The sequence below is a fragment of the Streptomyces sp. NPDC107559 genome (genome assembly GCF_055657365.1).
The window spans coordinates 1-22652 of sequence record NZ_JBVKBD010000019.1 but is presented as its reverse complement, the minus strand read 5'-3'; the positions used below and the strand labels follow the sequence as shown (position 1 = coordinate 22652).

At 70.6% G+C, this 22652-nt stretch carries 19 protein-coding genes; 4 read left to right on the top strand and 15 right to left on the bottom strand.

Features of this window, described 5'->3' with window-relative positions; translation table 11 throughout:
• Window positions 1-96: 96 nt before the first annotated feature.
• Entirely contained in the window at window positions 97-1638 is a 1542-nt protein-coding gene (locus tag ACZ7OY_RS36470; protein WP_384727626.1) for a purine-cytosine permease family protein, read from the bottom strand.
• A complete protein-coding gene (speB, locus tag ACZ7OY_RS36465) occupies window positions 1635-2600 on the bottom strand; it encodes an agmatinase (RefSeq protein WP_472249862.1) in 966 nt (321 codons plus the stop codon). Before speB ends, ACZ7OY_RS36470 begins: the two co-directional genes overlap by 4 nt.
• 135 nt (window positions 2601-2735) lie before the next feature.
• Between speB and ACZ7OY_RS36460 the strand changes: the two genes are divergently transcribed.
• Window positions 2736-4172, top strand: coding sequence for a PucR family transcriptional regulator (locus ACZ7OY_RS36460; protein WP_472249861.1), 1437 nt, complete (start codon window positions 2736-2738; stop codon window positions 4170-4172).
• A gap of 21 nt (window positions 4173-4193) precedes the next feature.
• Here the strand turns inward: ACZ7OY_RS36460 and ACZ7OY_RS36455 are convergent, their stop codons facing one another.
• From ACZ7OY_RS36455 to ACZ7OY_RS36430, 6 genes are all read right to left on the bottom strand, one after another.
• Window positions 4194-4805 carry a DinB family protein gene (locus ACZ7OY_RS36455; protein ID WP_472249860.1) on the bottom strand — a complete coding sequence of 204 codons (612 nt, stop codon included), beginning with the start codon at window positions 4803-4805 and terminating at the stop codon, window positions 4194-4196.
• Between the two features lie 82 nt (window positions 4806-4887).
• Window positions 4888-6402 carry an arabinosylfuranosidase ArfA gene (arfA, locus tag ACZ7OY_RS36450; RefSeq protein WP_472249977.1) on the bottom strand — a complete coding sequence of 505 codons (1515 nt, stop codon included), beginning with the start codon at window positions 6400-6402 and terminating at the stop codon, window positions 4888-4890.
• A 51-nt stretch (window positions 6403-6453) separates the two neighbouring features.
• Window positions 6454-7419 carry an arabinan endo-1,5-alpha-L-arabinosidase gene (locus ACZ7OY_RS36445; RefSeq protein ID WP_472249859.1) on the bottom strand — a complete coding sequence of 322 codons (966 nt, stop codon included), beginning with the start codon at window positions 7417-7419 and terminating at the stop codon, window positions 6454-6456.
• Between the two features lie 21 nt (window positions 7420-7440).
• Entirely contained in the window at window positions 7441-8304 is an 864-nt protein-coding gene (locus tag ACZ7OY_RS36440) for a carbohydrate ABC transporter permease (protein ID WP_472249858.1), read from the bottom strand.
• Window positions 8301-9257 carry a carbohydrate ABC transporter permease gene (locus ACZ7OY_RS36435; protein ID WP_472249857.1) on the bottom strand — a complete coding sequence of 319 codons (957 nt, stop codon included), beginning with the start codon at window positions 9255-9257 and terminating at the stop codon, window positions 8301-8303. The genes ACZ7OY_RS36440 and ACZ7OY_RS36435 overlap by 4 nt, the downstream gene beginning before the upstream one ends.
• The gene (locus ACZ7OY_RS36430) at window positions 9257-10603 is read right to left on the bottom strand and encodes an extracellular solute-binding protein (RefSeq protein ID WP_472249856.1); all 1347 of its coding nucleotides are present in this window, start codon (window positions 10601-10603) and stop codon (window positions 9257-9259) included. The genes ACZ7OY_RS36435 and ACZ7OY_RS36430 overlap by 1 nt, the downstream gene beginning before the upstream one ends.
• A 213-nt stretch (window positions 10604-10816) precedes the next feature.
• Here ACZ7OY_RS36430 and ACZ7OY_RS36425 point away from each other — a divergent pair, with 213 nt between their 5' ends.
• On the top strand, window positions 10817-11176 hold the full coding sequence (locus ACZ7OY_RS36425; RefSeq protein WP_472249855.1) for a cupin domain-containing protein: 360 nt from the start codon (window positions 10817-10819) through the stop codon (window positions 11174-11176).
• Window positions 11177-11183: 7 nt separating this feature from the next.
• Here the strand turns inward: ACZ7OY_RS36425 and ACZ7OY_RS36420 are convergent, their stop codons facing one another.
• From ACZ7OY_RS36420 to ACZ7OY_RS36405, 4 genes are all read right to left on the bottom strand, one after another.
• Entirely contained in the window at window positions 11184-12044 is an 861-nt protein-coding gene (locus tag ACZ7OY_RS36420; RefSeq protein ID WP_472249976.1) for a hypothetical protein, read from the bottom strand.
• A gap of 73 nt (window positions 12045-12117) precedes the next feature.
• On the bottom strand, window positions 12118-12534 hold the full coding sequence (locus tag ACZ7OY_RS36415) for a hypothetical protein (RefSeq protein WP_472249854.1): 417 nt from the start codon (window positions 12532-12534) through the stop codon (window positions 12118-12120).
• A gap of 229 nt (window positions 12535-12763) precedes the next feature.
• Window positions 12764-13777, bottom strand: coding sequence for an ArsR/SmtB family transcription factor (locus ACZ7OY_RS36410; RefSeq protein ID WP_472249853.1), 1014 nt, complete (start codon window positions 13775-13777; stop codon window positions 12764-12766).
• 262 nt (window positions 13778-14039) lie between these two features.
• Window positions 14040-17042, bottom strand: a complete 3003-nt coding sequence (locus tag ACZ7OY_RS36405; RefSeq protein WP_472249852.1) for a carbohydrate binding domain-containing protein — start codon at window positions 17040-17042, stop codon at window positions 14040-14042.
• A 189-nt stretch (window positions 17043-17231) separates the two neighbouring features.
• On the opposite strand from ACZ7OY_RS36405, the gene ACZ7OY_RS36400 reads away from it, so the two are divergent.
• Entirely contained in the window at window positions 17232-17813 is a 582-nt protein-coding gene (locus tag ACZ7OY_RS36400; RefSeq protein WP_472249851.1) for a hypothetical protein, read from the top strand.
• A gap of 59 nt (window positions 17814-17872) precedes the next feature.
• Here the strand turns inward: ACZ7OY_RS36400 and ACZ7OY_RS36395 are convergent, their stop codons facing one another.
• The gene (locus ACZ7OY_RS36395) at window positions 17873-19153 is read right to left on the bottom strand and encodes a PP2C family protein-serine/threonine phosphatase (RefSeq protein WP_472249850.1); all 1281 of its coding nucleotides are present in this window, start codon (window positions 19151-19153) and stop codon (window positions 17873-17875) included.
• 269 nt (window positions 19154-19422) lie between these two features.
• Between ACZ7OY_RS36395 and ACZ7OY_RS36390 the strand changes: the two genes are divergently transcribed.
• Window positions 19423-20502: a tyrosine-protein phosphatase gene (locus tag ACZ7OY_RS36390; RefSeq protein WP_472249849.1), complete on the top strand. Its 1080-nt coding sequence runs from the start codon at window positions 19423-19425 to the stop codon at window positions 20500-20502.
• A gap of 89 nt (window positions 20503-20591) precedes the next feature.
• Here the strand turns inward: ACZ7OY_RS36390 and ACZ7OY_RS36385 are convergent, their stop codons facing one another.
• Together ACZ7OY_RS36385 and ACZ7OY_RS36380 are read right to left on the bottom strand one after the other, a co-directional pair.
• Window positions 20592-21827, bottom strand: a complete 1236-nt coding sequence (locus tag ACZ7OY_RS36385; RefSeq protein WP_472249848.1) for a 4-hydroxybenzoate 3-monooxygenase — start codon at window positions 21825-21827, stop codon at window positions 20592-20594.
• A gap of 112 nt (window positions 21828-21939) precedes the next feature.
• Window positions 21940-22652: acyl-CoA dehydrogenase family protein (locus tag ACZ7OY_RS36380; RefSeq protein WP_472249847.1), on the bottom strand; the 713-nt coding region annotated here is incomplete at its 5' end.

Sequence of the window (22652 nt, the reverse complement as noted above, 5' to 3'; positions counted from 1 at the left end):
GGGCCCGGGCGGTGCGCCGGAGCGGCCGGGCGGGGCCGCTCCGGCGGTTCCCGGGCGGGTGCTGAAGGCGGTGCCGGCGGCGCGGCCGGCACCGGTTCAGATCAGTTCTTCCACGGGCTCGGACGGCACGTTCTGACCGGTGATCGGCGGCACCGGGGTGTCCGACGCGCCCACCAGGCGCGGTCCCTCGGGACCGTAGACGCCGCGCGGCTCGGGGAAGGCGAACAGCAGTCCCAGGTAGACGACGGCGGCCAGGCCCAGGCCCACCGGCAGCGAGATGTCGACGCCGCCGGCCAGGTTGCCCAGCGGGCCGACGAACTGGCCCGGCAGGTTCACGAACATCAGGGCGAGGATCGCCGAGCCCAGCCAGGCGCCCATGCCGCGCCAGTTCCAGCCGTGGGCGAACCAGTAGCGGCCACCGCGCTGGCGGCGGTTGAACACCTGGAGGGAGTCCGCGTCGTACCAGCCACGGCGGGTCAGCCAGCCCAGCATCATGATGACCATCCACGGCGCGGTGCAGGTGATGATCAGCGTGGCGAAGGTGGAGATGGACTGCGCCAGGTTCGCCGCGAAGCGGCCGACGAAGATGAAGCCGATCGACAGGACACCGATGAACACCGTCGCCTGCACCCGGTTGAACCGGGTGAACACGCTGGAGAAGTCCAGGCCGGTGCCGTAGAGCGCGGTGGTGCCGGTGGCCATGCCGCCGATCAGCGCCAGCAGGCAGACGGGCAGGAAGTACCAGGAGGGGGCGATCTCCAGCAGGCCGCCGACGTAGTTCGGGGCGGCGGGGTCCATGTACGGAGCCGCCTTGGCCGCGATGATCGAGGCGGTGGCCAGACCGAAGAAGAACGGCAGGATGGTCGCGATCTGCGAGGCGAACGCCGCCGTCATCACGCGCTTGCGCGGGGTCTCGGCCGGGATGTAGCGGGACCAGTCGCCGAGGAAGGCGCCGAAGGAGACCGGGTTGGACAGCACGATCAGCGCCGACCCGATGAACGCGGGCCAGAAGCCCGGCGTCGACACCGACGCGAACGCGCCCTGGTAACCGAAGTCGAAGTCGCCGGCGAAGGCGAAGAAGCCGAGGACGAACAGCGCCGAGGCCGCGATGACCGCGATCTTGTTCACGAAGAGCATGAAGCGGAAGCCGTAGATGCACACCACGAGCACCAGCACCGCGAAGACGCCGTACGCCAGGGCGAACATGCCGTCGTTCTGCGGCAGCCCCACCATCCGGTGCGCGCCGCCGACCAGGGCGTCACCGGAGGACCACACCGAGATCGAGAAGAACGCGATCGCGGTGAGCAGCGACAGGAAGGAGCCGACGACCCGGCCGTGCACGCCCAGGTGCGCGGAGGACGACACGGCGTTGTTCAGGCCGTTGCGCGGGCCGAACACGGACAGCGGCGCGAGGATCAGCGCGCCCACCACCAGGCCGAGCACGGTGGCCAGCAGGCCCTGCTTGAACGACAGCCCGAACAGGATCGGGAAGGCGCCGAGCACACAGGTGGCGAAGGTGTTCGCGCCGCCGAAGGCGAGCCGGAACAGGTCCAGGGGCTTGGCGGTGCGGTCGGCGTCGGGGATGCGGTCGATGCCGAACTGCTCGACCTCGGTGAGGGCGGGAGCGGTGTTGCTCATGGGGCTTCCTTCAGGGCGAGCAGGCTGACCAGGTCATAGGCGACGTGCGAGGCCGCCACCGCGGTGATCTCGGCGTGGTCGTAGGCCGGGGCGACCTCGACGACGTCGGCGCCGACCAGGTTGCAGCCGGCGAGACCGCGCAGGATCTCCAGCAGCTCGCGGGAGGTCATGCCGCCGGCCTCGGGGGTGCCGGTGCCGGGGGCGTGCGCCGGGTCGAGGCAGTCGATGTCGATCGAGATGTACAGCGGCCGGTTCCCGATGCGCTGACGGAGCTGGTCGGCGACCTCGTCGGCGCCGCGCCGGTAGATGTCCGCTGAGGTGACGATGCCGAAGCCCATCTTCTCGTCGTCCGTCAGGTCCTGCTTGCCGTAGAGCGGGCCGCGGGTGCCGACGTGGGAGAGCGCCTCGGTGTCGAGGATGCCCTCCTCGACGGCCCGCCGGAACGGGGTTCCATGCGTGTACTCGGCACCGAAGTAAGTGTCCCAGGTGTCCAGGTGCGCGTCGAAGTGGAGCAGCGCGACCGGGCCGTGCTTGGCGGCCACGGTGCGCAGCAGCGGCAGCGCGATGGTGTGGTCGCCGCCGATGGTGACCAGGCGGGTGCCGTCGGCCTGGAGACCGGTCGCGGCCTCCTGGATGGTCTCGATGGCCTCGTTGATGTTGAAGGGGTTGCAGGCGATGTCGCCGGCGTCGACGACCTGCTGGGTCGCGAACGGGGAGACGTCCAGCGCCGGGTTGTAGGGGCGCAGCAGCCGGCTGGCCTCACGCACCGCCGTGGCGCCGAAACGGGCGCCGGGACGGTAGGAGACGCCCGCGTCGAACGGCACGCCGACCACCGCGACGTCGGCACGGGTGACCTCGTCCAGGCGCGGCAACCGTGCGAACGTCGCGGGACCCGCGAAACGCGGTACCCGGGATGAGTCGACGGGTCCGCGGGGTTCGAGGGACCCTCGGGGTTCGGTCATCGCCTTGCCTTTCCTTCTCACACGCACCGGGACCATCCGGCACATCCGAAGTGTCAGCGCGGGAAACGCCACCCGACAATCGTGTGAGGCACAAACAGTTAGGCTGTTTTTGTGGAAGGGAACAAAAGACGCGGGGTGAGTGTCCGGGAGGTGCTGTCCTATCCGGCGCTCCAGCTCCGGCTGCTCGCGGGCCGCGCCGGGCTCGACCGGTCGGTTTCCTGGGCCCACGCCAGTGAGCTGGAGGATCCCACTCCGTGGCTGCTGGGCGCCGAGATCATCATGACCACGGGACGCGCCCTGCCGCGATCGGCCGCGGGACAGCGGGCCTATCTGGAGCGGCTGGACGACGCCGGGGTGGCCGCGCTGGCGGTGTCCGTGCAGCTGCACATGCCACCGCTGCGGCAGGCGTTCTTCGACACCGCGGAGGAGCGGGGGATGCCGGTCCTGGAGGTACCGCTCGCCGTGCCGTTCATCGTGGTGGCGCAGGAGGTGGCGGCCGCCGTGCAGGAGGACTCCCGGCACCGGCTCGGTGCGCAGCTCCAGGTGTTCGGGGCGCTTCGCTGGCTGGCGGCGGAGAACCTGGACACCGCGACCCTCTTCCGCCGTCTGGAGCATCTGTCCGGCTACGACATCCGGCTGTGCACCACCCAGGGCCGGCCCCTGCTGACGGGGGTGCCCGTCCCCGATCCGTCGCTGGTCCCCCAGTCCGCGGACGCCCCGCCGACCATCCCCGGCGGGTTCGTCCTGCCGGTGCCCTCGCCGGGCGGCACGGCCGGCTTCCTGATCGCGCTGGAACGGGACGGCGCGCGCCCGGCCGGCCTGGCCGTGGTCCAGCACGTCGCGACCGTCGCCGCGCTCCAGCTCGCCGTCATCCGCACCGAGCGCGAGACGCTGCGCCGCGAGGGCACCGAGATCCTGTCCGAGATGCTCCAGGGCACCCTGGAGCAGGAGGCCGCCGAGCGCCGGCTGCTGCGCCACTCCATCGAGGGGACGACCGAGCTGACCGTGGTGCGGGGCGTGACCGAGCAGGCGCTGCTGCGCGCCCTCGACGACGAGCCGTTCCTGCTGCTCAATCGTGGCGATGACCGCTATCTGCTGGGTGCGCCCCGGCTGGCCGACACGGTCGCGGCGGTACCCGGCGTCGCCGCCGGGACCAGCCGGCCGCTGCCCTGCGGCGCGTCGCTGCGCATCGCCCAGCGCGAGGCCCGGTGGGCGGCCTCCCAGGCCGCGGCCTCGGGCCGTCCGCTGGTCCGGTACGGCAACGACCCGGCCGGCCGCTGGCTGCCCGACGACCCGGCGGCGCTGGACGCCCTCGTGGAGCAGGTGCTGGGCGAGGTGCTGCGCTACGACGCCGCCCACGACGCGCATCTGCTGCTGTCGGTGCGCACCTGGATGGAACGCGACCGGCGCACCGACGACGCGGCGGCGGCCCTGCACATCCACCCCAACACCCTCGCCTACCGGCTGCGCCGCTTCAGCGCGCTCACCGGCCGCGACCTCACGGCCACCGGGGCGTTCACCGAGGTCTGGATGGCGATCCGGTCGGCGGTGGAGCTGGGAATGCTGGACTGACCGCGTCACGAAGGGCGCGGTTCACGCGCCCCGGTCCGCCTGCGCCCTGTCCTCGGCCTCACGGGCCGCGCGCTCCAGCCGGGCGCGGTAGTCGTCCCACCAGGCGGGGTCGTGCGACGCCATGCTGTCGTTCGTCTCGTTCATCCCGACGGCGCCGTCCATGAGTTCCCTGAGGATGTCGGCGTGCCCGGCGTGCCGCTGCGTGTCGGCGATCACACGCACCACGGCGTGGTGCAGCGTGATCTCGGCCTTCTCGGCGGGCCACCAGGGCACCTTGCCGATCGTGTCCAGGGCCAGGGCGTCGATCGTCGCGTCCGCGTGTGCCCAGGCGCGGCGGTAGAACCCCACGATCTGCTCGCGCGTCTCGTCGGCGGTGGCCCACATGTCGGCGTTGGTCTCGACGTCCTCGTCGAGCCAGGGTGCCGGCTCGCCGGACCGCCGTGCGAAGGTGTCGCCGAGGTAGCCCAGTTCCACACTGGCCACGTGTTTCACCAGGCCCAGCAGGTTGGTGCCGGTGGGTGTCAGGGGACGGCGGATGTCGTACTCGCCCAGTCCCTCGAGCTTCCACAGCAGGGCGTCACGGGCGGACTGGAGGTAGCGGTGCAGATCGGCCTTGGGCTCGGTAGCGGTCATGGGGTCAGTCTGCCGTCCGGTCGATCCGCGTCCACGGGCTTTCCCGGGCCGGCCCCTGCGGACCGGCCCGGAACCGGACGGATCAGCCCAGCCTGATCACGTTCCAGGACAGCGGCTCCAGTACGGCGGTGAGGGTGCCGTCCGTCAGCGCCGTCCCCTCCACCGGGTGCGGGACGACCCGGTCGGGGTCGTCGAGGGTGTTGCGGGCGTCGGGGTCGGCGTCCGCGAGCGCGCTGTGCTCCAGGACCTCGGTCAACTCCATCCCGCCGAGGGCGACTTCGAGCGGCAGCGGCTCGGTGCGGCTGCGGTTGACCGCGAGGACGGTGACGGTGCCGTCGTCGGCGCGCACGGCGGTGGCGTGCAGCAGGTCGGCCTCGCCGTACCTCTTCGTCTCGTACGTCGGTGAGTCGACGCGCACGTCGAGGACCCGCCCGCGGCCGTACCGGGAGGCCTGCGCGAACGGGAAGAACGTCGTCTGGCGCCAGGCCGCGCCGCCCGGCTCCGTCATGATCGGCGCGATGACGTTGACCAGCTGCGCGAGACAGGCGACGGTGACCCGGTCGGCGTGCCGCAGCAGGGCGATGAGCAGGGAGCCGAGGACCACGGCGTCGGTGACGCTGTAGTTGTCCTCCAGCAGGCGCGGTGCCTCGGGCCAGTCGTCCTGGGCGAAGGTGGCCGCCTGCTCCTGCCAGCGCGAGAGGTACCAGACGTTCCACTCGTCGAAGGAGAGGTTGATCCTCTTCTTCGACTTGAGCCGGGCGCCGACGTGGTCGCAGGTCGCCACCACGTTCTCGATGAAGGACTCCATGTCGACGGCGGAGGCGAGAAAGGAGTCGATGTCACCGTCGAGCGGCTCGTAATAAGCGTGCAGGGAGACGTGGTCGACGACGTCGTACGTCTCCTCGAGGACCGTCGCCTCCCACTCGGCGAAGGTCGGCATCGACTGGCCGGAGGAGCCGCAGGCGACGAGTTCGACGCCGGGGTCGAGCTGGCGCATCGCGCGGGCGGTCTCGGCGGCGATCCGGCCGTACTCGCGGGCGGTCTTGTGGCCGGTCTGCCAGGGGCCGTCCATCTCGTTGCCCAGGCACCACAGCCGGATGCCGAACGGGTCCTTGTCGCCGTGCGCGGCCCGCAGGTCGGACAGCGCGGTGCCGCCGGGGTGGTTGGCGTACTCCTGGAGTTCGAGAGCCTCGGCGACACCGCGGGTGCCGAGGTTGACGGCCATCATGGGCTCGGCCTGCGGGCCGATCTTCCGGAGGAAGGCGATGAACTCGGCGAGCCCGAAGCGGTTGGTCTCGGTGGAATGCCAGGCCAGGTCGAGGCGGCGCGGGCGGTCCTCGGCCGGGCCGACGGAGTCCTCCCACTTGTAGCCGGAGACGAAGTTGCCGCCGGGATAGCGAACGGCGGTGACGCCGAGCTCGCGGACGAGGTCCAGGACGTCGGTGCGGATCCCGGCCTCGTCGGCCGCGGGGTGGCCGGGCTCGAAGACGCCGGTGTAGACGCAGCGGCCGAGGTGTTCGACGAACGAGCCGAAGACACGGGGGTCGACCTCGCCGATCGTGAAGGCGGGGTCGAGGGTGAAACGGGCGGTGTGCATGGTCGCCTTTCGCATGGACGGTTCTGGATCACTTGCTGCTGACGACAGGCGCTAACGGACGATCGGCCAGCCGTCGCCGGTCCACTGGAGCGTGTTCAGGCCCAGCTTCGGGATGCCGGAGTCCGCCGCGTCGTAGTAGTGGTACGCGAGGATGTCCCGGCCCCTGTCCCGGAACACCGACTCGCCTCCGGTGCCGACATAGCGTCCGTGTCCGGCCAGCAACAGATCGCCGCCGCCCGCGAGCATCGGGGTGCCCGTGCTGTCGGTGTAGGGGCCGGTGACCTTCGTGGATCTGCCGACCCGGATCTTGTAGGTGGAGTTCACGCCGGAGCAGCAGGCGTCGTAGGAGGCGAGGAGGTAGTAGTAGCGGCCGTGGCGCACGACGGAGGGGCCTTCGACGGCGTACGGGGCGTCGGGGCGGGTCGCCAGGTGGTGGACGGTGGCTCCGGGCACGGCCCGGCCGGTGGCCGGGTCGAGTTCGACCATGCGGATACCGGTCCAGTACGAGCCGAAGGCCATCCAGATTCTGCCGTCGGCCCGGACGACCGCCGGGTCGATGGCGTTCCAGGCGTCGGTCGTCTCGGAGGTGAAGACCTTGCCGTGGTCGGTCCAGGTGCCGGGCAGGCCTGAGCGGGAGGTGGCCACGCCGATCGCGGAGTGGTTGGTGCCCCAGGAGGAGACGGCGTAGTACAGCCAGTACCGGCCGGCCCGGTAGGAGATGTCGGGTGCCCAGGGGTCGCCGGTGGCGTTGTACTCGTACCACCAACTCGGCGGCTCGGCGAAGGCGTTGCCCGCGTCGTCCCACTGTCTGCGGTCCTTCGACAGCCGGGCGCCGATGATCCCGCCGGTCGAATAGGCCACGTAGCCGCCGGACTTCAGGCGGATGACGGTGGGGTCGTGGATGATCTGCTGGCCGGTGACCGGCTGCGGGGCGGGGTAGTCGGCGGCCCGCGCGGTCGCGGGCAGCAGGGCGAGGAGGACGGCGGCGAACCCCGCCGCGAGTCTGAGGCGCTTCAACTAGGTAGCTCCTTAAGGGAGTTACTGTCCGGCGAGGCCGGTGTGCGCGACACCCGCCACGATCTGGCGCTGGAAGAAGACGAAGACGACGATCAGCGGCAGGCCCGCCATCAGACCGCCGGCCATGAGCTGGGCCCACTGGATGCCGTAGGAGTTCATGACGGTCGCGATGCCGTTCGGCATGGTCATCAGGTCGGGGTTGTTGGTCACCATGTACGGCCACAGGAAGTTGTTCCAGGAGGCGATGAAGGTGAAGATGCCGACCGCCGCGAGGGAGGGGCGGGACAGCGGGAGCACGATGGTGAAGAAGACCCGCCAGCGTCCGGCGCCGTCGATGAAGGCGGCCTCCTCCAGTTCGCGCGGGATGCCCTGGAAGAACTTGTACAGGATGTAGACCATGGCGGCGGGCGCGCACTGCGGCAGGATCATGCCCCAGTAGGTGTCGACCATGCCCATCTGCTGGACGGTGGTGAACAGCGGCACGCCGAGGACGGCGGGCGAGACCATGAGCCCGGTCATGACGAGGGCCAGCAGGGCGCCCTTGCCGCGGAACTCGGTGCGGGCGAAGCCGTATCCGGCGAGTGCGCCGACCACCAGCACCACGGCGGTGACACAGACCGAGACGACGAGCGAGTTGACGAACCAGTCGGTGATGTTGCCGGTGTCGAAGATGGCCTTCCAGGCCTGGGCGGTCCAGGCCTTCGGCAGCCAGTGCGGGGGCACCTCCACGGCCTCGGTCTCCGACTTCAGGGAGGTGAACAGGGCCCACGCCAAAGGCGCCATCCACACCAGGGAGACGACGACGCCGAGCAGGGTGAGGACGATCTGGCTCGGTGTCCAGGGCTTGGCGGTACGGGACTTGACCGGGATCTGCGCGGTGGTCATCGCGCGCCCTCCTCACGCTTGCGCAGCAGCCACATCCGCGCGAAGGCGACGGACGCGATGATCACGAAGAAGATGATGGAGATCGCGGAGGCGTAGCCCACGCGGTAGCTGGTGAAGCCCTCTTCGAGGGTGTACTGCACGAAGGTGCGGGTCGATTCCTCCGGTCCCGGCTGGAAGTCGTACATGACGACCGCCTGGTCGAAGACCTGGAGCGAGGCGAGGATCTGCAACGCCACGACGAGTCCGGTGATGTTGCGCAGCATGGGCAGGGTGATGTGCAGCATGCGGTGCCAGGCGTTCGCGCCGTCCAGCTTGGCCGCCTCGTAGAGGTGGTCGGGGATGGCCTGGAGGGCGGCGAGGTAGAGCAGGAAGCTGAAGCCGACCGTCCACCAGAGGGTGCAGATCACGACGGCCGGCATCGCGTAGGCCTTGTCGGTGAGCCAGGGTGTCTCGATGCCGAGGACGTGGTCGACCATGCCGGTGCCGGGGTTGAACAGCCACTGCCAGAGGTTGGCGGCGACCGTCGACGGCAGCAGGAACGGGGCGAAGAAGCAGAGCCGCCACAGCCATTTGGCGCGTTCGATGTGGTGGGCGAGCATCGCCATCAGGAAGGCGAGGACGGTGATGCAGGGCACGACCAGGAGCGTGAAGTACGCGCTGTGGCCCAGGGAGTCCCAGACCAGCGGATCGTCCAGCGCCTCGCGGTAGTTGTCGAGGCCGACGAAGTTCGCGCCGACGCCGGAGATGTTGGCGTCGGTGAAGCTGAGGTAGACACCGCGCAGTACGGGCCAGATCACGAACAGCACGAACAGGGCGAGGAACGGGGCGATGAACCAGCCGCCGTGCTGGAGTCGCCGTCCCATGCGCTCGCGCAGGCTGTCGGTGCGGCCGGCGGTGGCGACGTCGCGCGTCCGGGCGGGTGCGAGGACGGTCTCGGGGCTTGTCGTGCTCATCAGGAGGCACCTCCCTGCGCCGCGGTCCTGCCGTCCATGGGGTTCTTCATGACCAGGAGCTCCTCGAGGACGCCCTTCATCCGGCGGGCGGTCGCGTCGGGCTTGGCGGAGCCGAGGTTGGACGCGGCGACGACCGGTCCGATCCGGGAGGCGAGGGTGCCGGTGGAGCCCGCGAACCACACCTTCGGCTCGGTGGCCTGGTGGTCCATGGCGGAGACGTACTCGTTCTGCGGGGTGAGTTTCCGGTACGCGGCGGAGGACAGCGTCGGCCGGTGGGCGGGGATGTGGCCGCCCTCGGCCCAGACGAGGGCGTTCTTGACGATGTACGCGGCCAGCCGGTGGGCGGCCTCGTTGGTGGCGCCGGAGCGGCCGCTCTGGTGGGGCAGGACGAAGGAGTGCGACTCGGCGTGGGTGGCGGGCGTGCCGAAGACCGGCGGCAGCGGGGTCGCCCCGTAGTCGATCTTCGCGCCGGTGTAGACGGGCACGGACCAGTTGCCCTCCCAGGTGAACGGCGCGCCGTTGATGAACTGTTCGGCGTCGGCGGCGCCCGCCTGGGCATAGCCGTCGGTGACGTGCTGCCGCAGGAACTCCAGGACCTGGGTGGCCTTGTCCTCGTCGAAGGTGACGTGGGTGCGGGCGTCGTCGAAATAGGTGCCGCCGAGCTGCTGGTAGAAGGCGACGAAGAACCACCAGGAGAAATTCTGGTCGTTGGCGTGCAGGCCGAGGGTCTGGAGCCCGCCCTTGGTGGCCTTCTTGGCGGCCTTCAGGACGTCGAACCACTCCTGGGTGGAGGTGACCGGCACGATGCGTCCGTCGTCGCCGAGCAGTCCCGCCTTCTTCAGGACGTCCTTGCGGTAGAAGCAGAGCTGGACGTGGATGTCGAGCGGCAGCGCGTACAACGTGCCGTCGATGACGGCGCGTTTCCACAGCGCGGGGTTGAAGTCCCCTTCGCTCAGGCCGTACTTGGCGAGCAGGTCCATGTCCCAGGGGTCCAGCAGGCGGCCCGGGGCGAAGCCGGCGACGCGTCCCAGGTGCATCACGCTGAGGTCGGGGGCGCGGCTGCCGGCGGCCGCCATGGCGAGTTTGGTGTAGTAGGGGTTGCCCCACTGGAGTGTGGAGTCCTTGACCGCGATGTCCGGTGTGGCCTTACGGAAGGCGTCCAGCATCGCGATCATGTTGTAGCCGTCGCCGCCGCTGAAGAGGTTCCAGTACCGCACGCGGGTCTGCGAGCCGGCGGCGAGCGCGTCGGCGCCGGTCCCGAGTGCGGCGAAACCGAAGCTGCCCGCGACGAACAACCCCCCGAGGCCGCCCAGGAGTTGCCTGCGATTCAGGTCAGGTCGTCCCATTCCCTGCCCTAACTGTTCGAGAAATGCGAAGGAAACGTCGTTCGATCGTTCAGTGATGTTCGATATTTCGTATAGCGCTCGCAACTTCGAACGGGACCGTAGAATCGAAGCGCTTCCGCGTCAATGGTTTGCACACGAATCACCTGACGGAGACCGTCACGGACGCGCAGCTCCGACCGCTCCTGCCCGGAGGCGACTGCTAGCGTCCGGGCCGTGGACGACAGCGTGTACGTGGGCAATGCGGGCAAGGACGCGGCACTGGACCGGGGATGGATCCTGGGGCACTTCAAGGATCCGGGCGACCCGCGCCATTGTGCGGCGGTGGAGATCAAGTGGGGTGTCCACCCCCGTGGCGAAGAGCGTGCGCAGTGGGTGACGGGCGAGGAACGCACGGCCGTCCTGGTCCTCGTCAGCGGCCGCTTCCACGTGCGGCTCCCCGGTCGCGTCGTCGTCCTGGAACAGCAGGGTGACTACGTCGTGTGGGGCCATGGGGTCGACCACTCGTGGTTCGCGGAGGAGGAGTCGGTGGTCCTGACCGTGCGATGGCCGTCCGTACCCGGCTACGCCTCCTGACGTCCCGTCAGGGTTCGGGGAACACCAGGGGGACGCCGTAGTCCCGCTCGGCACGGCGCAGCGCGGGGAAGAGGGTCGCACGGAGGCTGCCGGTCTCGGCGGCGTGCGCGGCGAGGAACCGGGTCCGCAGGCGCAGGCGCGCGGGTTCGCGGACGGCCTCGACGGGGCGCATGCAGGTGGCGTACGCGCTGCCCAGCGCACGCGCCGTGGCCGGGAGGTCGGCGGGGGCCGCACGCTGCTGGCGGGCGTCGGCCATGGACATGAAGGTCCGCTCGTCCCCGGCCGGTACACCCTGCTCCGCCAGACAGTCCGGCAGCCCGCGCCGGGCCTTGAGGACGGCCGGGTCGTCACGCAGGGACATCAGCTCGCCGAACCACTGCTGCTGGAGATCGACGTAGAGGTCGCGTACGGTGTCGGCGGCCTTCGTGCCCGCCGCGCGGCAGACGTTCACCTCCGCCGCGCCGCCGGTCCGGGCCGTGCCCGAGGGGGGCGCGAGGGCGGGGACCTCGGCGCTGGCGCTCAGGCCGTGGCGGGCGACGAAGTCCAGGTCAGGGAGTTCGAAGAACCGGATGAACGCGGGCGGGACGTCGTCCGGGGGCGCGAACCCCTTCCGCTCGGCGCAGCGGGCGGTGGCGACCCGTCCCACCTGCCGGCCGAACACGTCCAGCCCCTGGGTCCACCGGGTCTCGGCTCCGACGGCCGGAAACACCATGCGTACGGGGTCGTCCGGCAGGACGCGGCCGAGGCGAGCGGGGGCCACGGCCCCGGCGGCCGGACCGGTCGGGCCGCCGGGGTCCCCCGCGCACGCGGTGACGAGCAGGGCCGTGGCGGCGAGCGCCGTACGCGCCAGGAACCGGGCCCGGAGCATCCGCGTCACTCCTCTCCTTCACGAGGTGCCCGGGGTCCCGGTCGGGACGGGACCCCGGGCGCCGGAATCGGGGTCAGTGCGTGATGTGGACGGTGTCGCCGCCGTGCGTGGCGCTCGCCACGGTGAACAGCGCGTTGTCGGCGACGCCGGTGCACAGCCAGTACGTCTTGTCGTCGGCGCTGTGGCTGCCGTCGTAGGCCCAGACATAGCCCGCGTCGCAGGTGACCCAGCTGCTGGTGGAGGTGTGGTAGAGGCGGCCGGCGTAACCGTCGCGTCCGCTCGCCCCCGCGTCGTCGGTATAGGTGAGGTTCAGGTCGCCGCACGAGCTCGTGGACGACTTCCTGACCGTGGTTCCCACACTCTCCGGTCCTCCGGTGAGGATCTTGCTCGTCACGCACGAGTCCGCCGTCGCGGACGCGGAGGGTGCGACCACCAGACAGGTCGCGGCGGACACCAGCGCGAACGCGCCGGCGACGATGGCCTTCTTCATGGTTCCCCCAGCCTCGAATCGTCACGGGTGGGACGAACCGCCGCACCCGGCCGTGCTCACCCCGGACACGCTCGCAGAGCCGGACGGAGCGGGACCACGACCTTCGACGGGTCTCGAAAGAGCCGGGTCAGGAGCCGGAGGCCGTTGCTCCGGTGATACGGGTGGGGATGGTGTTACTCATGTGATGCGTGGGGCGTATTGAAGAGGAGTGACCCACCGTGGCGTGTGACTAGAAGTCGACGATGGTCATCGACCGGTCGGGTGCGGCGGCCGGCGCCCTGCGGAGCATCGCCGCGCCGAGCGGCGTCAGGGTGTGCAGCACGGTGTTGTGGCGGCGGTTGCTGATGATCAGGCCCGCGTCACGCAGCACGGTGGTGTGGTGGGTGGCGGTGGCGGGCGAGACGCCCAGGGTGCGGGCCAGTTCCGACGTGGTCGCGCCGAGGACGAGCGAGCGCAGCGCGGTCGCGCGGGTGCGGCCCAGCAACGCGGCGAGGGAGCCTTCCGCGGGGCGGCGGGGGCCTGGGTGCCGGGTGCCGTGCAGGGGATAGATCAGCACCGGTTGCAGCGTGTCGTCCGCCAGGGAGACGGGCCCGTTCCAGCAGAAATAGGAGGGGACCAGACGCAGCCCTCGACCGTCGAGGTACAGGTCGCGGTCCACGACGTAGTCGACCTCCAGGACCGGCGCGTGCCAGCGGACGGTCGGGGACAGTCCGGCGAGCAGACCGTCGATCCCGGTGTCGAGGGTCTGACGGGCGCACAGGGCGCGTTCGCCCTCGATCGAGGCCCAGATGCGGTCGTGGTGCGGTGCGACGACCGCCCGGTGATAGGCGCGCAGGAGCTTGACCAGTTCCTCGCGGGCTCCGCGTTCCACCAGGCGTGCGGCCCAGGCGGGGGCGCCGCTGCTGTCGTCCAGCATCCGGATCTCCTGGGCGACCCGGTCGGGCGGGGTGTCGACGATCGCCGCGAAACCCGCTTCCAGCCCGTCGTCGGCCTCGGGCGGCGTCAGGAAGTCCGGGAGGTAGGGGGCTCGGGGCAGGACGGGGACGAGCAGCCGGCGTACCGCGCCACCGAGCGGGGTGCCGGTGAGCACGGCCCGGGCCTCGCGGTACCACTCGGCGAACGCCCAGCGGCCCCGCGATGTCTGGAGCCGGTGCAGACTGCACGTGATCTCCCAGAGCGGGTCGGGCGCGCCGGCCATCCGGACCCGCGCGAGGTCCTCGGGGGTGAAGTGGACACGCAGCACGGCTTCCGTAGCCTCCCCTGAAGCGTCTGTGGTCCTGGTCGGGAGCAGCCTGGGCGACGGCCGCCCCAGGGACAACACGGCGATTCGGCCGCTCCACCGCGTCACGGGCGGCCCACGGCTGTCGGCCGGGGCGCGCGACGCGTGCCCTGTCGGTGCCGTGACCGAGGGCGGCCGCCTCGCCGTGGGGTGAGGCGGCCGCCGGGCCGTACGGACGTGACCCGCCGCTGGTGGAGCCGGGGTCACCACCGCGGTCGAGCCGGTGTCACTTCAGATAGGGGCCGTCGCTTCCGATCTTGCCGGGGCCGTTGAGCACGTACACCCGCAGATTGCCCTTGCCGGGTGCGGCCACGGTCAGGGAGCCGCCGGTGACGGTCTTGACGTCGCCGGTGACGACATCCCGGTAGGTGCCGTCGGGGATGCCGGTGTAGGTGGCGCCGCCGGTGACCGTGACGAGGGCGAAGCTGTCGGTCGACCCGCTGGTGTAGCGGCGCTTGAAGGCCATCGAGCCGCTGATGCCGTCCGTCGAGTACTGGCCCGACTGCAGGGCCGGGACCGCCCGGCGGATCTGGTTGAGCCGCTGGAGGTGCTTGACCAGGGGCTGGGAGAGGGTGGTGGCCACTGCGCCGCTCGCGGCGTCGACCTTGCCGAAGTCGGAGACGGTGACGCTCCCCGCGAGGTGATCGCCGTAGTACGCGCGTCCGGTGGTCGCCAGCGGGCAGGTCGGCCCGCAGTCGATCTGCTTGCCCGCCTGGAACTCGATCTCCGATCCGTAGTACAGCGTGGGAATTCCGCGGAAGGTCCACATCAGGGACATGTTCTCGGCCCAGGCGTCGGTGCCGCCGCTGTAGCGGGTGCTCGACTTGTTCGGGCCGTAGTCGTGGCTGTCGACGTAGACGACGTTGTACGTGGCGTCGTTGACGGAGTCGTCGGAGTCCTTGCCGTTGTTGTAGGCGTTCTGCGCGTCGCCGAAGTTCATGTGCATGCGCATGTCGATGATGTTCATCCCGGAGAACTGGCTGCGGTCCGGGGTGTGGTAACTGTTGCCGCTCAGGAAGGCGTTGGTGGAGGTGGGCTGGTTGCCGGTGCCGAGCTGCTCCTCGTAGTTGTACTGCTCGATGGCGGCCGTCTCGTCGTCGGCGCTGTAGTCCTTGCGTTCCTTCCAGGTGTAGAACTGCGCGGAGTGGTTCACCGAACCGCGGTTCCACTTGTCGTTGACGAACGCGCCCACCTCGCCGAAGACGAAGAAGTTCTTCGCGGCGTCCGTGCCGAACCGCTGGGTGACCCGGTCGTAGATGGCGGGCAGGAAGCGGCGGTTCCAGGTGACGCGCGGGATGTGCACGGCCGTGTCGATGCGGAACCCGTCCACGCCCATGTCGATGTACTTGTCGTAGGCGCCGATCAGGTAGTTCTGGACGGTGGCGTTCTCGGTGTTGAAATCGGCCAGGTCCTCGTGCAGCCAGCACGAACGCGAGTCCTCCCCCTCCCAGTTGCCGATCCAGCACTGGTGGTAGTACGCCTTGGGGAACATGCCCGAAGTGGGACTGGGCCACTGGCAGTTGTAGAGGGTGTAGCCCTCGGCGCTCTCGCCGCCGGTGGGCTTGCCCCAGTTGAGGCAGGTGTTGCCGGACGGTTCGGCGGTCGACCACAGATCGCCGTTGTAGTACGACTTCCCGGACTTCGGTTCGACGGTCAGGCCGTCGTACTCGAACCCCTCGTTCTTCTCGTCGTAGTACCAGCTCCACTGGCTGTCCCGGACGCCGTACACGGTCGGGGTGAACAGGCCCTTCGCGCCCCAGCGGGAACTGTGGTTGTAGACGACGTCCTGGTAGATCTTCATGCCCTTGGCGTGGGCCGCGTTGATGAGATCCTGGTAGGAGGCGCCCGCGGACTCCAGGCGCGGGTCGACCTTGTAGAAGTCGTAGCCGTGGTAGCCGTGGTAGTCGTAGTCCGAGCGGTTCAGGACCACGGGAGTGATCCAGACGGCCGAGAAGCCGAGGGCCTTGATGTAGTCGAGCTTGTCGACCAGACCCTTGAAGTCGCCGCGGAACATGGGGTCGTTGTTGGCGGCGTTGCCGGACTTCACGTCCTGGCTGCCGCCGCGGTTGTTGGAGCTGTCACCGTCGTAGAAGCGTGCGGTGAGGACGAAGTAGATGGGGTCCTTGCGCGGGTCGGTGCCCAGCGGCGTCCCCGACGCGGGCGCGGGCGCCTGCTCCCCGGTCGTGACGGTGGCCGCGGCGGAGGCGGGCGAGGTGTTCCCGGCCGCGTCGACGGCCTTCACCGTGTAGGTGTAGGCGGTCTTCTCCTCCAGGCCCGTGTCGGAGTACACCGTCGAGCCGACATCGGTGACGACGGTGCCCTTCGTGCCGCCCGTACGCGTGAGCTGGTACTTCGTCACGGCGGTGTCGTCGCTCGCCGGGTTCCAGCTCACCACCACCGAGGTGTTGACGGCGCTCGCGGTGACCCCGGTGGGTGTGGTCGGCGCCTGGGTGTCGGGGGCCTGGGCCGCGCAGGGGTCCGTGGCGCCGGCGGTGACGGTCCGGTCCTTCACCGTCGTGGTGCCGGACGGGATCGTGTAGTCGGCGCTGTTGTTGTTGTCCCAGACGCCGTTGCCGTTGTTGAAAGCGGCCTTGAGCGAGGTCGCCGTGCCGATGTCGAGGGTCTTCTTCCACCAGCCGGTGCAGGCGCTCTCCATGCCGACGCCGGGGACGGCCGTCCAGGAGCCGCCCGCGGGCGCGTAGTGGATGTTGGCCGTGGTCCAGCCGGAGGTGGCGGTCGAGTAGTAGACGGTGGCCTGGTTGCCGCTGCCCGTGCCCGTGTCGGCGCACGGGTCGCTGTGCGCGATCACGCCGTCCTTGACGGTGATGGTGCCGGTGCCCAGCGCGTAGTTGTTGCCGCCGTTGTTGTCCCAGGTGCCGCTTCCGTTGTTGAAGGTGGCCTGGAGGCCGGCGGCCGAACCGAGGTCGACGGTCTTCTTCACCCAGTCCGTGCACGCGGCCTCCATCACCACGCCGGGCACGGTGGTCCAGGAACCGCCGTCCGGGGCGTAGTGGAGGTAGGTGGAGGACCAGTTCTTGGTCTTCGTGTAGTAGAAGACGGTGGCCGTGTTCGCCGTGTCCGCCGCGGTTCCCAGCGCGACCCGGCCTGTGTCCGGCACCCCCGTGAGCAGGCCCGACAGACCGGCCGCCGCCGCGATCAGGGCGAGCGGGCGGCGCAGTCGGCTCGGCAGCCGCGCTCCGCGCGGCGGTCTGCGTCTTGCGGGACTCATGAGTGCGGGTTTCATGGTTTCCCCTTGATGCAAGAAGAACCGGCAAGTTCCTGAAATTTGTTGCAGCGGAAACTACAGGTGCATGACAGTCCTGTAAATGGATCGCGCGCCCCTTCCCCCGCCGGGCATACGCCCGTCCGCGCCAACTCGCCGGTGCGGTGTTTGCTTCCGGAATCGACGCTCGCCACGATGAACTTCGTGGTTCTGACTCCGGGCTGGGTGTGGCAGGGAGGCCCGACGCGCCGGGCGCTGGGCACCGGCATCCCCACCGGACTGTTCCTCGGCGCCTTCGCCGTCGTCGAGTCGGGCTTCTGGATCGCCGCTGTCGTGGTGTTCCTGCTGCTGAGCCCCTTGCACGGCATCCGGACAGCCCGGCGGATGGGCAGGGCGTGGCCCGGGGCCGCACAGCTGGACGCCGCCGACCGGGCAGCCGTCGTACGGGCCACCCGGCGCGGCGCGGACCTCGGCGACCCCCGGCTGGCACCCGCGGTGATCGACTACGCCGAGGCCCTCCGCAACGTTCGCGAACAGGACCGGATCAGGCGGTGGGTGGTCGCGGGCCTCGCCACGCTGGCCCTGGTGCTGGCCCTGTACGACACGCACTCCGGGGAGACGGGGCAAGCCGTGGCGTCATGGCTGGTGCTGGCGCTGTTCCTGCTGGACCTGATCTGGCGGCCCGGCCAGGAGGACACGGTCGTCTCCCGCGCGCAGCGGGCGGCGGACTCGGCCCGCCGGAGCCTGCGCCGGAATCCGGCCGACGACCGGCCCTGAGGCCACGGACGACGGGCCGCCCCGACGGACACGGACGGCGCCGGGGCCGGGCGCGGGCGTCACAGACGTACGACGATCAGCGCGATGTCGTCGCGCGCGCCGTGACTGACCCCCATGTGCGCCAGGAGGGTGTCCGCGAGCGGTTCGGGGTCCAGCCCCACACAGCAGTCGCGAAGGACATCCGTCAGCCGGTTCAGACCGACGTCGATGTCCTCGTCATGACGCTCGATCAGGCCGTCGGTGTACAGGACCAGCGTGTCGCCGGGATGGTAGCCGGTGCCGGCCTGGGGGCGCGGTACGTGTTCGGGCCGGGCGCCGAGCGGTGGATCGGTGGCCTGGTCCAGCAGCTCGCTGGAGCCGTCCCCGTGCATCAGCACCGGCGGCGGATGACCGGCGCTGGAATAGATGATCAGGCGGGAGCGGGTGTCGATCAGCGCGGTCACCGCCGTGGCGGCCAGCGCGCCCTCCACGGAACGGGCGTAGAGGCCGAGCACCTCCATGGCCTGCGCCGGTCCGGTGACCGCGCGACTGGCCGCGGAGAGCGCGCTGCGAAGCATGCCCATGACAGTCGCGGCCTCCAGACCGTGACCCACCACGTCACCCACCGCGACGGCGAACCGGTCGTTGGCCAGATCGACGGTGTCGTACCAGTCACCGCACACGTTCAGCGAACCGACCGCGGGCAGATAGCGCACCGTGACGTTCGGGTGCCGGGCCAGGTCCGGGGCACGGAGCATCGCCTCCTGAAGGGTGATCGCCACCTGCCGTTCACGGTCGTGGGCCCGGCGCAGTTCCTCGTTGAGCCGCTGGAACTCCTTGGCCCGGATGTAGAGCTCGGCCTCCATCGCCTCCTCCCGCTCGCTCGACGATCCGGCCGACGACCGGCCGCGCCGTCCGCGGGCCTGCACGAAGGCGGTCACGTCCTCGACCCGGTGGATGATCCACGCCACGCGGCCGTCCGGCCCGAGCACAGGCGTGTTGACCGGGGACCACCACCGCTCCTCGAACCGCCCGGGCCTGCTCACCACGGGGATGTCGTAGCGCTGCGCCGCCATCGCGTCCGGCTCCTGGGTGGCCAGTACGCGCTCCATGGAGGCCGTCAGGTTGCGCACCCCGTCCGCGTCCGGTTCGTTCGGATTGTCGGGGAAGGCGTCGAACAGATACTGGCCGATGAGCTCGTCACGCGTCCGCCCCGTCGCCCTGCCGTAGGCCTCGTTCACACCGACGATCACCAGATCGGGGGTGAGCACCAGATAGGGACTGGGCGTGGCGGCGAACAGCGCCGCGTAGTCGACCTCCCCCGTGGCCGCCTGTGCGACGTCGGCTGCCGGGATCTCCACCCCTCCAATCTACGAGCCCTCCCCGGCCCTCGCCCGCCAGCACCGGCGAGCCGCAGGTCGCGGGGCTCACGGAGCCGGTGGGGCCGGTGCCGGTGGCCGCCCGGGTGTCCGGCCGGCACGGCGTGCGGCATCGGCGGCCCCCATCCGGCGGCCCGTACGGCGTCGACGTACCCGGAATGCCGGATTCGGATGATCATTCCCACCCTTGGACGACCGGCGTTCACCCGGCGTTGCACAGACACTCTTCGAACCGGCGAACGATTCCAGCCATGACTCACATGACACGTGTCAAGGCAGCCTCCGTCCTGTCGGCCGCCCTGATGCTCCCCGGCCTGACGGCGGGCGCGGCGGCCGCCGCGCCGACCCACGCCGGAGCGAGCGCGCACTCCGCACGGCACATTCCGTTCACCACGGCCGAGGTGACCGCGCAGAACGACGGCTCGTACAAGATCACTTGGAAGGCGCCCGGCGTCCGCCACGTGGCCGTCCGCGCGAACGGCCGCACCGTCGCCTCCGGCGGCTCCACCGGCTCGGTCACCGTGACCGGTCTGCCCGCCGCCGACCGCCAGTGGTTCGACCTCGTCCCCGACCACGGGCGCGGCCTCCACCTCGCCGACCGGCTGATCAAGCTGGACGGCACGACCAACTTCCGTGACGCGGGCGGCTACCGCACCGCCGACGGCAGCTGGGTGAAGATGGGGGTCGTCTACCGCTCGGACGCGCTCGACCGGCTCACCACCGCCGACCTGGCCAAGCTCGAGCGGCTCGGCATCTCCGTCGACTACGACCTGCGCACCACCTCCGAGCGCACCGGCGCGCCCGACCGGGTGCCGTCCGGCGCACGGTACGTCGTCGCCAACGTGATCGGCGACGACTCCGCCGTCTTCGCGATGCCGACCACGGCCGAGGGCGCGGCGCAGATGATGGTCGACGGCGAGAAGGCCATGGTCAGCGGCGCGACCGCGAAGGCGGCCTACTCCAAGGTCTTCGCCGGGATCATCGCGGACGCCGACGGCTCGCTGTACCACTGCACGGCGGGCAAGGACCGTACCGGGTGGGCCAGCGCCACCCTGCTCACCGCTCTCGGCGTACCGCGGGAGACGGTGGTGGCGGACTACCTGGCCTCCAACACCTACCGGGCCGCGGTCAACGCCGCCACCCTGGCCGCCATGCCCGCGGACCAGGCCGCGGTCTACAAGCCGATGCTCGACGTACGCGCCGAGTACCTCAACTCCGGCTTCGCCGAGGTGAAGGACAAGTACGGCTCCTTCGCGTCGTACGAGAAGAAGGCCCTGGGGATCGACCCGGGCGAGCTGCGGCGGCTGAAGGCCCAGCTGCTCGTCGGCTGATCCCGGACGGCCTGCCCGGATCCGGACCCGGCCCGAGCGGGGCGGGCCGGGTCCGGCAGCAGGGGGCCGGCCCGCCGGAACGGCGCCGGTCAAAGGGCGGTCGAAGCCTCCGGGTCCAGGCCCGCCATGAGTTCCGCGAAGGCGCCGTCGGCGGCCCGGGAGCTGAAGAGCCGGTCGAGCCGGGCCCGGGCGAGGCCGCGGTGGAAGGACCCCGCGTCGGTGTCGTCTCCCGCGTCATGGAGCGTCCGGGTCAGCCAGTGGGAGAACTCCTGGTCGTTCCAGACGCGTCGCAGACAGCGCCGGGAGTACGTGCGCAGCGCGCTGTCGTCGCCGTCGCGGACGAAGTCCCGGACGGCCCGGGCGAACAGGTCCGCGTCGTAGAGGGCGAGGTTCATGCCCTTGCCGCCCATCGGCGACACGATGTGCGCCGCGTCGCCGACGAGGTGGAGGCGGCCGTACTGCATGGGCTCGTGGACGAGGCTGCGCAGCCGGAAGATCTCCCGGTCGGTGATCGGGCCGGACGGCAGGGCGGGGTCGCCGAGCCGGGTGCGCAGCGCATCCCAGACGCGCGGGTCGGGCCAGGCTCCTGGATCGTCGTCGGGCGGGCACTGGAGGTAGTAGCGGCTGGTGTGCGGGCCGCGGGAGAAGTGGGCGGCGTAGCCGTGCCGGCTGACGGCGAGGAGGGGCCGGGGCGGGGGCGGGGTGTCGGCGAGGACGGTGAGCCAGCCGATGCCGTGGTCGAAGGCGTGCGCGGCGAGGACACCGTCGGGCACGCTGGCGCGGCTGACGCCGCGGTCGCCGTCGCAGCCTGCCACGAACGCGCAGGCGACGGCGCGGAGTTCGCCGTCGGCATCGCGGTAGCGGACGACGGGCCGGTCGCCGGTCAGGTCGTGCAGGGAGACGTCGGCGGCCTCGAAGCGCAGGTCTCCGCCGTCGTCGAGGTAGGCGGCCATGAGCTTCTGGACCAGAACCTGCTGCGGACAGATACGGGCCTGTGGGCCGTCGGAGCCGTCGGCGTCGGAGACGAGGTGGCGCTCCCCGTCCACCCGGAACTCCAGGGTGCCGTCGGACGGGACCCCGCCGAGGACCCGGTCGGCCAGCCCCCATGCGTCGAACATCCTGACGGCGCGGGTCTCGACGATGCCGGCACGCTGACGCTGTGTCACATACGCGCGCGTCCGGCGTTCCAGGACGACGCAGTCGACACCGCAGCGCCGCAGCAGGTTCGCGACGGTCAGACCGGCCGGGCCGGCGCCGATCACCACCACGGTCGTGGACTCCGCCGGAATCGCCGGGTCCGTCAACTCCCCCTCTTTCACGGCCACTTGACCACCTCCGAGGGCAGCCTAGGCCCGTGCGTCGCGGCCCGGAAAGGGCGAACGTCGCCCTCCGCGGGAACGGGCGGAGGGCGACGGTGAACCGGGAGTGGCCGGGTTCTTACGGGAGGTTGCGTGCCATGACGATGCGCTGGACCTGGTTGGTGCCCTCGTAGATCTGGGTGATCTTGGCGTCGCGCATCATGCGCTCGACCGGGTAGTCACGGGTGTAGCCATAACCGCCCAGCAGCTGCACGGCGTCCGTGGTGACCTCCATCGCCACGTCCGAGGCGAAGCACTTGGCGGCCGCGCCCTGGAAGGTGAGGTCCTTGTCGCCGCGCTCCGACTTCGCGGCGGCCGCGTAGGTCAGCTGGCGGGCGGCCTCGATCTTCATCGCCATGTCGGCGAGCATGAACTGGATGCCCTGGAAGTCCGCGATCGGCTTGCCGAACTGCTTGCGCTCGCGGACGTAGCCCTTGGCGTAGTCCAGGGCGCCCTGGGCGACACCGAGGGCCTGCGCGGCGATGGTGATACGGGTGTGGTCCAGCGTCTTCATCGCGGTGGCGAAGCCCGTGCCCTCCTCGCCGATCATGCGGTCCGCGGGGATGCGCACGTTGTCGAGGTAGACCTCACGGGTCGGCGAGCCCTTGATGCCGAGCTTCTTCTCCGGCGCGCCGAAGGAGACACCCTCGTCGGACTTCTCCACCACGAACGCGCTGATGCCCTTGGAGCGCTTCGTCGGGTCGGTGACCGCCATGACCGTGTAGTACTCGGAGACGCCCGCGTTGGTGATCCAGCGCTTGACGCCGTTGAGGACCCAGGAGTCGCCGTCGC